The following is an 11,522-nucleotide window of genomic DNA, read 5'->3' as shown; positions in this document are numbered from 1 at the left end:
CGCGTACTCACGTACTTTCTCCACGACACCAGGAGGCGCCCCGCGATGCCGACCCAGCAGACCCTGGCGGGACAGCGTGGCGAGCACATCCTCGCCGTTTTCGACACCGCCTTCGGCGAGCTGCTCGCCGCCGACCCGGCCGCCTTCCGTGTGAAGTTCCGCAAGATGGCCGCCTCGGCCTTCGCGTTCTACCGCGGCACGGCCTCGCTGTTCTACGCCGATGTGGAGCAGGAGCGCGACGGGGGCCCCTACCTGGACGAGCGCACGGGCCGGGTATGGATCCACGGTGACCTCCACGCCGAGAACTTCGGCACCTATATGGACGCCAACGGCCGTCTGATCTTCAATGTGAACGACTTCGACGAGGCGTATGTCGGCCCCTTCACCTGGGACCTGAAGCGCTTCGCGGCCTCTGTCGCGCTGATCGGCTACACCAAGGCGCTCAGCGACGAGAAGATCAGCGAGCTGGTGCGCATCTACGCCGCCGCCTACCGCGAGCGTATCCGCGCGCTGGCCGTCGGCGCCAAGGACGACGAGGTGCCGCCGTTCACCCTGGAGACCGCCGAGGGCCCGCTGCTGGACGCGCTGCGTGACGCCCGCTCGCTGACCCGCTTCGGGCTGCTGGACTCGATGACCTCGATCCGCGACTTCGAGCGGCGCTTCTCCGCCGGCGGCGGCTCGGTCGAGCTGGACGCGGCGACCCGCTACAAGGTCCTGGCCTCGTTCGACGGCTATCTGGAGACGCTGCCCGAGTCCAGCCTGTCCCGGCCGGACTCCTACCGCGTCAAGGACGTCGTCGGCCGCCGCGGCATCGGCATCGGCAGCGCCGGGCTGCCCTCGTACAACATCCTCCTGGAGGGCAACAGCGACGCCCTCGAGAACGATGTGGTGATCTACATGAAGCAGGCGCAGACCCCGGCGGTCTCCCGGCACATCCTGGACGAGCGGGTGCGCTCGTACTTCCACCACGAGGGCCACCGCACGGTCATCTCGCAGCGCGCCCTCCAGGCGCACGCCGACCCGTGGCTGGGCTGGACCGAGCTGGACGGCACGGGGCAGCTGGTCGCCGAGGTCTCCCCGTACGCGGTGGATCTCGACTGGTCCGACATCGACGACCCGGCCGAGATCGCGGCGGTCGTCGCCGACCTGGGGCGGGCGACGGCCACCATGCACGCGGCCGCTGACGACCAGAGCGGCCACTCCCTGGTGCCCTTCTCCACCGAGCGGGCCATCGACGCGGTGATCGCGGCGGACGAGGGCGGCTTCGCGGAGCTGCTGGTGGACTTCGCGCACTCCTACGGGGCGCGGGCGCGGGCCGACCACCAGATCTTCGTGGACCTCTTCCGGAACGGCCGCATTCCCGGCCTGTAGGACCCGCTCAAGTAATAGGAGGTCAGGGCGGGGAGTGATCCCCGCCCACGATCTTGACGCCACCCCTACAGCCGGCCGTGTGACAATCGATCCTTATGGACGGTACGGGACCACTGCTGAGGGCACTGCGCGCGGCGCTGTTCACAGCGCTGTGCGTCACGCTGTCCTCGGGCGCCCACGTTCTGCTGTCGCGCACACCGCTGCCGCTGTCGACCGTGGCGGTGCTGTCCGCCGTCGTCTTCGTGATCGCGTACGCCCTGGCGGGCCGGGAGCGCGGCTACTGGAGCATCGCCGCCCTCCTGGTCCCCCTGGAGCTCGCCGCCGACACGGTGTTCACCACCGGCCAGAGCGCCTGTTACGGGCCCTCCGGCGGCCCCGTGGCGGGCTCCCTGCGCTCCCTGGGCGTGGACCTCCTGTGCGGCAGCGGCGGCATCGGCTCCCCGCTGGCCCGGGTCACCGGGCCGGACGGGAGCGGAGCGCTCGCCTCCGTCGTGGGCTCCGCCACCCCCTGGCTGCTGCTCGCCGCCCATGTCGCGGTCGGGCTGCTCGCCGCGGCCTGGCTGCGGCGCGGCGAGGCCGCCATGGCCCGGCTGCTGACCTCGCTCGCCGCCTTCGCCTTCCGCCCGCTGCTGCTGGCCGTCGCGGTCGTCACCGCGGCCTTCGCGCCCCGGCACCGGGCCCCGCGGCCGGAGCGCTCCGCGAGTCCGGTCCCGGCGCTCCCCCTCCTCGTGCACTCCGTCGTGCGGCGTGGTCCGCCGTGCTCAGCCACCGCCTGAGCACAGCGATCCCCACCCTTTCGCAGACCTTCACACGACGGAGACCGATCCATCATGAGCAACCGCAACAACCACCAGAACAAGCAGGCCGCACGCGAGCGGATGCGCGCCGAGCGCGACCGCCAGGCCAAGAAGGACCGGACGCGCCGCCAGCTGATCGTCGGCGGCGCGGTCGTCGGCATCCTGGCGATAGCGGGCGGCATAGGCTACGCCGTCACCCAGATGAACAGCGGCGGAAACGCCAGCCAGGAGTGGAAGACGGCCGCCGAGAAGAAGGCCCTGGTCAAGCCCGCCCACACCACCGGCCCCCAGGGCACGACCGTGATCATCGGCAACAAGAGCGCCAAGAACACCCTGCATGTCTACGAGGACATGCGCTGCCCGATCTGCGCCCAGTTCGAGCAGTACACGGGCACCACCGTGGCGAAGGACATCAAGAACGGCACCTTCAAGGCGCAGTACACGATGGGCACCTTCCTGGACGACAAGCAAGGCATGGTCGGGGCCGGCTCGAAGAACGCCCTGAGCGCCCTGGGCGCGGCCCTCAACGTCAGCCCCGACGCCTTCCTGGAATACAAGTCGGCGCTCTTCTCGGCCAAGAACCACCCCAAGCAAGAGAGCGACGACGCCTTCGCCAGCGATCAGAAGCTGATCGCCATCGCCCAGCAGGTCAAGGCGCTCAAGGGCAACACGACCTTCGAGAAGGCCGTGACCAACGGCACCTACGACCGGTGGGCGCTGGCCATGTCGAAGACGTTCGACGACACCAAGGACGTGACCGGCACCCCGACGCTGAAGCTGAACGGCAAGATCCTGACGACGGACCAGGGGGGCGTCCCGCTCACCCCGGACCAGTTCACCCCGCTGGTCCAGCAGAACCTCAAGAAGTAGGACCGAGGGGCCCGAGTGGCTCAGGGGCTTACCCCTCCGCCACCTCCGAGAGGAAGCCGAGCGCCACCTTCCAGGTGGCCTCGGCGGCCTCCTCGTCGTAGTCCGGCAGCTCCGGGTCGGTGAACACGTGCCCGGCGCCCGGGTAGCGGTAGATCTCCACGTCGGCCCCGGCCCGGCCCATCCGCAGGTACCACGCGTTCAGCCAGTCGTGCGGCTCGAAGGGGTCCGGGTCCGCGACGTGCAGCTGCACCGGCAGGCCGTCCGTCGCCGCGTCGTCGGGGAGGTCCGAGGTGCCGTGCAGAAGCAGCAGCCCGCGCGCCTTCTCGTCGCCCAGCGCGAGGTTCTGGGCGATCGACCCGCCGAGCGAGAACCCCGCGTACACCACGCCGCGGTCCGACAGCGGCGCGGCGGCGACCACGGCCCGCCGCAGCAGTTCGTCCCCGCCGATCTCCTCCTTCAGCGCCATGCCCTCCTCGGCGCTGTCGGCCGTCCGCCCCTCGAACAGATCGGGCACATGCACCTCGTGCCCGGCGGCGCGCAGCCGGTCGGCGGCCGCGTGCGCGGCGGGCCGCAGCCCGTACATCGAATGGAGAAGCAGGATCGGGGAACGGGTCACTTCGTCACTTCCTTGTCGCACGGGGAGGATCAGGATAAGTGTCCATGGAGGACGTACTGCGTCCGCTCGCCGTCATCGGCGGCTCGCTCGCCATCACCCTGAGCGTCGGCTGGGCGGTCGACCGGCTGCTTCGGCGCACCGACGCCCGCCACGCGGAAACGCCGCTGTGGGGTCTGCTGCGCCGCTGCCGGTTTCCGCTCCAGGTGACGGTGTGCACGGCGCTGCTGCGCGGCTCGTACGACCAGACGCACGCCCGGGTGGTCCGGGAGCACGCTTCGGGTATCGCCCAGTTCCTGGCGCTGGTGTTGATCGCGGCCACGGCATGGCTCGCGGTGCGGGTCTCGGCGGCGGTGGTGGAGTCCTCGTACTACCGCTATGCCGCCAGCGCGCACGACCCGGCGCGGGTGCGCCGGGTGCGCACCCAGGTGACGCTGATCCAGCGGGTGGTGACCGCGGTCGTCGGGGTGGTCGCGGCCTCGGCGATGCTGCTGACGTTTCCCGCGATGCGCACGGTGGGCGCCTCCGTGCTGGCCTCCGCCGGGATCCTGGGCATCGTCGCCGGTGTCGCCGCGCAGTCGACGCTGGGCAATCTCTTCGCCGGGCTGCAGATCGCCTTCGGCGACATGGTGCGGATCGGCGACACGGTGGTGGTGGACGGCGAGTGGGGCACGGTCGAGGAGATCACGCTGACCTTCCTGTCGGTGCGGACCTGGGACGAGCGCCGGATCACCATGCCGGTGTCGTACTTCACGGCCAAGCCGTTCGAGAACTGGTCGCGCGGCGGGGCACAGAAGACCGGCTCGGTCCTGTTCCACCTCGACCACTCGGCGCCGGTCGCGGCGATGCGGGTGAAGCTGGGCGAGATCGTGCGGATGTCCCCGGCGTGGGACGGCCGGGACTGGACCCTCGCGGTCACGGACACCACGCCGTCCACGATGGTGGTGCGGGCGCTGGTCACGGCGCGGGACGCGGACGACGCGTGGACCGTGCGCTGTGAGGTGCGGGAGCAGATGATCACGTGGCTGCGGGAGCACCATCCGTACGCGCTGCCGCGCATCACCACGGCCACCGTCCAGCCGCCCCGGACCTCGCCCGAGTCCGAGGACCGCCGCCTCACCCGCCTCGACGACGACCTGAGCAGGGACGGCACGCGCCAGGCCTAGAGCGCCCTGCGCATGGCTCGGTGCGGGATGCCGCTGCCCTCGTCGAACTCCGGACCGTACGCGGCGTAGCCGAGCCGCTCGTAGAAGCCGAGGGCGTGGGTCTGGGCCTCCAGGTAGACCTCGGCCAGCCCGCGCCGCCGCGCCTCCTCCTCGACCGCGCGGACGAGCTCCGCGCCGAGCCCGGTGCCGCGCGCGGTCCGCAGGACCGCGAGCCGGCCGAGGACCGCGGTCGTGGCGCCGTCCACACCCGCGCCGCCGTACTTCTTGTCCGCGGCCGCCCCGTGCAGAAAGCGGACGGTGCCCACCGGACCCCCGGGGCCGGTGGCCAGGAGGTGGACGGCGTGCGCGTCGTACTCGTCCATCTCCTCCGGCTCGGGAATCCGCTGCTCGACGACGAAGACCTCGCGGCGGACGTCGTGGCAGGCCGCGAGGGCGTCCGCGGCCACGACCTCGATCCGGTGGGTCATGCGCTGTCCGCGCGCACGGTGTCCAGCGCCGTCTGGAGGTCGTCCGGGTAGCGGCTCTCGAATTCCACCCAGCCGACGCCCCCGGGGTGCTCGAAGCCCAGGCGCACGGCGTGCAGCCACTGCCGGGTCAGCTTCAGCCGCTTGGCGAGCGTGGGGTCGGCGCCGTACGTCAGGTCGCCGACGCACGGGTGGCGGTGGGCCGCCATGTGGACGCGGATCTGGTGGGTGCGCCCTGTCTCCAGCTTGATGTCGAGGAGGCTGGCGGCGCGGAACGCCTCGATGAGGTCGTAGTGGGTGACGCTGGGCTTGCCCTCGGCGGTCACGGCCCACTTGTAGTCGTGCTGCGGATGGCGGCCGATCGGCGCGTCGATGGTGCCGCTCAGCGGGTCGGGGTGGCCCTGGACGAGGGCCTGGTAGCGCTTGTCGACCGTGCGCTCACGGAACTGCTGCTTGAGCAGGGTGTAGGCGCGCTCGGACTTGGCGACGACCATGAGGCCGGAGGTGCCGACGTCCAGCCGGTGCACGATGCCCTGCCGCTCGGCCGCCCCGGAGGTCGAGATCCGGAAGCCCGCGGCGGCCAGGCCGCCGATCACGGTCGGGCCGGTCCAGCCGGGGCTGGGGTGTGCGGCGACGCCGACCGGCTTGTCGATCACCACGACGTGCTCGTCGTCGTGCACGATCTCCATGCCCTCGACGGGCTCGGCGACGATCCGTACGGGCGGCGCGGCCTGCGGCATCTCCACCTCGAGCCAGGCGCCGCCGGAGACCCGGTCGGACTTGCCCGCGACGCTGCCGTCGACCTGCACCTTTCCCGCGGCGGCCAGCTCCGCCGCCTTGGTCCGAGAGAAGCCGAACATGCGCGCGATCGCGGCGTCGACACGCTCGCCTTCGAGGCCGTCGGGTACAGGGAGGGTGCGGATCTCGGGAATCGTACTCACCCGTCGAGTATGCCGGACCGCGCACCCCGGTTCGTACGTCAGTCCTTGTGGACGGTCCCGTCCGGATCCAGGCCGCGGAAGGACAGGATGACGATCAGGATGCCGCCGCAGACGATGGCCGAGTCGGCGAGGTTGAAGACCGCGTAGTGACGGGGCGCGATGAAGTCGACCACCGCGCCCTGGAGCCCGCCGGGGGCGCGGAAAATGCGGTCGGTGAGGTTGCCGAAGGCGCCGCCCAGCAGCAGCCCGAGCGCCGTCGCCCAGGGCAGGCTGTAGAGCTTGCGGGCCAGCCGGGCGATCACCACGATGACGCCGGTCGCGATCACCGTGAAGGCGATGGTGTAGGCCTCGCCGAAGCCGAAGGCCGCGCCCTTGTTACGGACCACCTCGAACTGGAGCCAGGTGCCGATCACCTCGATCGGTTCGCGGTGCTCCAGCTTGGCGACCACCAGCAGCTTGCTGCCCAGGTCGAGCAGGTAGGCCAGCGCGGCGACCGCGAGCAGCACCCCGACGCGCCGCGTGCGCCCGGCGCCCGCGCCGTCAGCGCCCGCGACGGCGCCTTCCTCGGCCTTCCCCGCTTCTGGCGTACCGATGGCCTGCTCCGCCTCTGTCACGTGAGTCCCTCAAACATCGTCCGGGGCCAGTCTCCCCCTGGCTGAGGACGAGGGTACGGCACTTCCGGCAAGCGGTCAGCGCCGCTCCTGCCGCTGCTTGCACTCCACACAGAGCGTGGCCCTGGGAAACGCCTGCATCCGGGCCTTGCCGATGGGGTTGCCGCAGTTCTCGCACAGCCCGTACGTCCCGGCGTCCAGCCGCTCCAGTGCGCGCTCGGTCTGGTGCAGCATCTCGCGGGCGTTGCCGGCCAGGGCCAGCTCGTGCTCACGGGTGATGTTCTTGGTGCCGGTGTCGGCCTGGTCGTCGCCGGCGCCGTCCCCGGAGTCCCGCATCAGCCCGCTGATCGCCTCCTCGGAGGCGAGGATCTCGGTGCGCAGCCGTCCGGCCTCGGTCAGCAGCTCGGAGCGCGCCTCGGCCACCTCCTCCGGCGACCAGGGCTCCTCGCCCGGGCGTACGGCGAGGTCGGCGGCGGCCACGGCGCCGGCGCGGGCCTTGGGGACGGCGCCGGGCGCCTCGGGGGCCTGCTTCGCGGTCGGCGCACCGCTCGGAGTCTTCTTAGCAACCACTTTCCTGGCTCCCGTCTTCTTCGCGGGCACCGCCTGTTCGGCCGGTGCGGCCTTCTTGGCTGTGGCTTTGGCCGTGGTCCTGGCTGTGCTCTTCTTCGCTGCCGCCCCGCGGGCCTCGGTCCCGGCGGCGGTCTTCTTGGCGGCGGTCTTCTTGGTCGCGCCCTTCTTGGCGTCCGCTTTCCTGGCGTCGGCCTTCTTGACGCCCTTCTTGGCGTCGGCATTCTTGGCGTCGGCCGTCTTCCCCACCGGGCTCTTCGCGGCCTCATCGGCCGCCGTGGCGGCGGTCGCGGCCTTCGTCGCCTTCGCCGTGCTCTTCTTCACGGCGGTCTTCCTAGCCACCATGGCCGCGGCCCCTTCACATATTGTGATCTTGCACGCGAATCGTTCCGGAACGATAAATCGACTCCAGGCACGCGGCAACGGGGCACGCCGCCCGATTCGCCCGGCTTGCCCGCGGGACAAGCCGGTCTCATCGGTTGTGCCCCACCGCCCGCCCGGTAATCCGGCCATGAACCGGTACCGCGTGGTGACGCCCCGGCCGGGCGGACTCCGACACCCGGCGTATCGCCATTCGGGTCACCGCCCGGGCGGCCCGTACCTCAGTCGGCGCAGCCCGGAAACCGGTCGGCCCGACACCGCCCGGACGCGTACACTGGGCGAAGCGAAAGGCATGGAAGGGGACGAGTAGCGTCGTACGCAGCCATGAGCGACCCGGGGACGGTGCGAGCCCGGGGGCGAGCGCGATGTGAAGGATCACCCCTGAGCCGCCGGAAGAACGCCCGCCCAGGGCCAGTAGAACCGGCGTCGCGACCCCAATGAGGGGGCCAGGAGCTTCAAGGCGCTCCCGGCCAAGGAGGGTGGTACCGCGGGAGCGCGAGCTCTCGTCCCTCCGACGGAACGCAACCAGCACGTGTCCGCCGGAGGAAGAATCCGATGACGCAGTACCGCCAGGTGCCCGCCCAGGTCGACCTGCCCGCTCTCGAACACGCCGTGCTCGACTTCTGGCGGGAGAACAAGATCTTCGCCCGGAGCCTCGAGCAGTCGGCGGGGCGGCCGGAGTGGATCTACTACGAGGGCCCGCCGACCGCCAACGGCATGCCGGGCGCCCACCACATCGAGGCCCGCGTCTTCAAGGACGTCTTCCCGCGCTTCCGCACCATGCGCGGCTATCACGTCGAGCGCAAGGCGGGCTGGGACTGCCACGGCCTGCCGGTCGAGCTGGCCGTCGAGAAGGAGCTCGGCTTCAGCGGCAAGCAGGACATCGAGGCGTACGGCATCGCCGAGTTCAACGACAAGTGCCGCGAGTCGGTCGGCCGGCACATCGACGCCTTCGCCGAGCTCACCAAGCGCATGGGGTTCTGGACCGACCTCGACGGCGCGTACTGGACCATGAACCCCGAGTACATCGAGTCGGTGTGGTGGTCGCTGAAGGAGATCTTCAACAAGGGGCTGCTGGTCCAGGACCACCGGGTCGCCCCCTGGTGTCCGCGCTGCGGCACCGGCCTGTCCGACCACGAGCTGGCGCAGGGCTATGAGACGGTCGTCGACCCCTCCGTCTTCGTGCGCTTCCCGCTGACCTCCGGACCGCTGGCGGGCGAGGCCGCGCTGCTGGTGTGGACGACCACGCCCTGGACGCTGGTGTCCAACACCGCCGTGGCCGCGCACCCCGAGGTCCGGTACGTGGTCGCCACGAACGGCGAGGAGAAGCTGGTCGTCGCCGAGCCGCTGCTGGAGAAGGCGCTCGGGGAGGGCTGGACCGCGACCGGCCAGGCCTTCACCGGAGCCGAGATGGAGCGCTGGACGTATCAGCGTCCCTTCTCCCTCGTGAACTTCGACAGCGACGCGCACTTCGTGGTCAACGCCGACTACGTGACCACCGAGGACGGCACCGGCCTGGTCCACCAGGCCCCCGCGTTCGGCGAGGACGACCTGCTGACCTGCCGCGCGTACGGCCTGCCGGTGGTCAACCCGGTCCGCCCGGACGGCACCTTCGAGGAAGGCCTGGAGCTTGTCGGCGGCCAGTTCTTCAAGAAGGCCGACGAGGCGCTGACGGCCGATCTGGCCGCCCGCGGCCTGCTGTTCCGGCATGTGCCGTACGAGCACAGCTACCCGCACTGCTGGCGCTGCCACACCGCGCTGCTCTACTACGCCCAGCCGTCCTGGTACATCCGCACCACCGCGATCAAGGACGCGCTGCTGCGCGAGAACGAGCGGACGAACTGGTTCCCCGACTCGGTCAAGCACGGCCGCTACGGCGACTGGCTGAACAACAACATCGACTGGGCCCTGTCCCGCAACCGCTACTGGGGCACGCCGCTGCCCATCTGGCGCTGCCAGGAGAACCACCTCACCGTCGTCGGCTCCCGCGCCGAGCTCTCCGAGCTCACCGGCGCCGACCAGAGCGGACTGGACCCGCACCGGCCGTTCATCGACGAGATCACCTTCACCTGCACCGCCGAGGGCTGCGAGCTGGAGGCCACGCGGGTCCCCGAGGTCATCGACGCCTGGTACGACTCGGGCTCGATGCCCTTCGCCCAGTGGGGCTACCCGTACCGCAACAAGGAGATCTTCGAGAAGCGCTACCCCGCGCAGTTCATCTCCGAGGCCATCGACCAGACCCGCGGCTGGTTCTACACCCTGATGGCGGTCGGCACGCTCGTCTTCGACAAGTCGAGCTACGAGAACGTGGTCTGCCTCGGACACATCCTGGCCGAGGACGGCCGGAAGATGTCCAAGCACCTGGGCAACATCCTGGAGCCGATCCCGCTCATGGACCAGCACGGCGCCGACGCCGTCCGCTGGTTCATGGCCGCCGGCGGCTCGCCCTGGGCGGCGCGCCGGGTGGGCCACGGCACCATCCAGGAGGTCGTCCGCAAGACCCTGCTCACCTACTGGAACACGGTCGCCTTCCAGGCCCTGTACGCGCGCACCTCGGGCTGGGCCCCGAGCGCGGCCGACCCGGCCCCGGCCGACCGGCCGCTGCTCGACCGCTGGCTGCTGAGCGAGCTGGGCGTGCTGACCGACCAGGTGACGCAGGCTCTGGAGGCGTTCGACACCCAGCGCGCCGGCAAGCTGCTGTCGGGCTTCGTCGACGACCTGTCCAACTGGTACGTCCGCCGCTCCCGCCGCCGCTTCTGGCAGGGCGACGCGGCCGCGCTGCGCACGCTGCACGACGTGATCGAGACGGTCACCCGGCTCATGGCCCCGCTCGTCCCCTTCATCACCGAGCGGGTCTGGCAGGACCTGATCGTCCCGGTCGTCCCGGACGCCCCGGAGTCCGTGCACCTCGCCTCGTGGCCGGAGGTCGCCGAGGGCCAGGTCGACCCCGCCCTCTCGACGCACATGACGCTGGTGCGCCGGCTGGTCGAGCTGGGCCGCGCGACCCGCGCCGAGTCCGGGGTCAAGACCCGCCAGCCGCTGTCGCGCGCGCTGGTCGCGGCGTCCGGCTTCGAGTCGCTCTCCGCGGAGCTGCGCACGCAGATCGAGGAGGAGCTGAACGTCTCCTCGCTGGCCTTGCTGAGCGAGGTCGGCGGCTCGCTCGTCGACACCACGGCGAAGGCCAACTTCCGCGCCCTCGGCAAGCGCTTCGGCAAGGGCACCCAGCCGGTAGCCAAGGCGATCGCCGAGGCGGACGCGGCCGCGCTGTCGGTGGCGCTGCGCGAGGGGACGGCGTCGGTGGTCGTGGACGGCGAGACGGTCGCGCTGTCCCCGGACGAGGTGATCATCACCGAGACGCCGCGCGAGGGTTGGTCGGTCGCCTCCGACTCGGGCGCCACGGTGGCCCTCGACCTGGAGATCACCCCGGAGCTGCGGCGCGCGGGGCTCGCCCGTGACGCGATCCGGCTGATCCAGGAGGCCCGCAAGAACAGCGGCCTCGACGTGGCCGACCGGATCGCGCTGCGCTGGAGCACGGCCGACGAGGAGGTCCGTACGGCGCTGACCGACCACGCGGCGCTGATCGCGGACGAGGTCCTCGCGACGGACTTCGCGTCCGGTGACGGCGACTCCGGCTACAGCGAGGAGTTCGCCGACGCGGCGCTGGGCCTCACGTTCCGCCTCCGCAAGGCGTAACCCGCCCCCTGTACCAAAGCGCCGGAGTGGCTGGTGAATCCAGCCACT

Annotated in this window: 10 protein-coding genes; 5 read left to right on the top strand and 5 right to left on the bottom strand. The window is 71.1% G+C overall.

What is annotated here, in order from left to right:
* Positions 1–45 precede the first annotated feature (45 nt).
* The 3 genes from ABTY62_RS21255 to ABTY62_RS21245 all read left to right on the top strand — a co-directional run bounded on the left by ABTY62_RS21255 (position 46) and on the right by ABTY62_RS21245 (position 3,038).
* Positions 46–1,371, top strand: coding sequence for a DUF2252 domain-containing protein (locus ABTY62_RS21255; RefSeq protein ID WP_352130988.1), 1,326 nt, complete (start codon positions 46–48; stop codon positions 1,369–1,371).
* Between the two features lie 95 nt (positions 1,372–1,466).
* Entirely contained in the window at positions 1,467–2,147 is a 681-nt protein-coding gene (locus ABTY62_RS21250; RefSeq protein ID WP_352130987.1) for a hypothetical protein, read from the top strand.
* 54 nt (positions 2,148–2,201) lie between these two features.
* A complete protein-coding gene (locus tag ABTY62_RS21245) occupies positions 2,202–3,038 on the top strand; it encodes a thioredoxin domain-containing protein (protein WP_352130986.1) in 837 nt (278 codons plus the stop codon).
* Between the two features lie 28 nt (positions 3,039–3,066).
* On the opposite strand, the gene ABTY62_RS21240 is transcribed toward ABTY62_RS21245, so the two are convergent.
* On the bottom strand, positions 3,067–3,654 hold the full coding sequence (locus ABTY62_RS21240) for a dienelactone hydrolase family protein (protein ID WP_352130985.1): 588 nt from the start codon (positions 3,652–3,654) through the stop codon (positions 3,067–3,069).
* 44 nt (positions 3,655–3,698) lie between these two features.
* On the opposite strand from ABTY62_RS21240, the gene ABTY62_RS21235 reads away from it, so the two are divergent.
* A complete protein-coding gene (locus ABTY62_RS21235; RefSeq protein ID WP_352130984.1) occupies positions 3,699–4,817 on the top strand; it encodes a mechanosensitive ion channel family protein in 1,119 nt (372 codons plus the stop codon).
* Here the strand turns inward: ABTY62_RS21235 and ABTY62_RS21230 are convergent.
* The 4 genes from ABTY62_RS21230 to ABTY62_RS21215 form a co-directional block, all read right to left on the bottom strand.
* Positions 4,814–5,284, bottom strand: coding sequence for a GNAT family N-acetyltransferase (locus ABTY62_RS21230; RefSeq protein ID WP_352130983.1), 471 nt, complete (start codon positions 5,282–5,284; stop codon positions 4,814–4,816). The two genes, ABTY62_RS21235 and ABTY62_RS21230, sit on opposite strands and share 4 nt — an antisense overlap.
* Entirely contained in the window at positions 5,281–6,222 is a 942-nt protein-coding gene (locus ABTY62_RS21225) for an RluA family pseudouridine synthase (protein WP_352130982.1), read from the bottom strand. The genes ABTY62_RS21230 and ABTY62_RS21225 overlap by 4 nt, the downstream gene beginning before the upstream one ends.
* 38 nt (positions 6,223–6,260) lie before the next feature.
* Positions 6,261–6,836 carry a signal peptidase II gene (lspA, locus tag ABTY62_RS21220; protein WP_311724753.1) on the bottom strand — a complete coding sequence of 192 codons (576 nt, stop codon included), beginning with the start codon at positions 6,834–6,836 and terminating at the stop codon, positions 6,261–6,263.
* Between the two features lie 75 nt (positions 6,837–6,911).
* Positions 6,912–7,745, bottom strand: a complete 834-nt coding sequence (locus ABTY62_RS21215; protein ID WP_352130981.1) for a TraR/DksA family transcriptional regulator — start codon at positions 7,743–7,745, stop codon at positions 6,912–6,914.
* A 591-nt stretch (positions 7,746–8,336) separates the two neighbouring features.
* Between ABTY62_RS21215 and ileS the strand changes: the two genes are divergently transcribed.
* Positions 8,337–11,474: an isoleucine--tRNA ligase gene (gene ileS, locus ABTY62_RS21210; protein ID WP_352130980.1), complete on the top strand. Its 3,138-nt coding sequence runs from the start codon at positions 8,337–8,339 to the stop codon at positions 11,472–11,474.
* Positions 11,475–11,522 lie beyond the last annotated feature (48 nt).

Origin of the sequence: Streptomyces sp. NPDC097640, from assembly GCF_040302705.1 — a bacterium.
In the GTDB taxonomy this organism is placed as follows: Bacteria; Actinomycetota; Actinomycetes; order Streptomycetales; family Streptomycetaceae; genus Streptomyces.
Note: the sequence above shows the minus strand (reverse complement) of the source record. Positions and strands in the feature narration are given on the sequence as shown.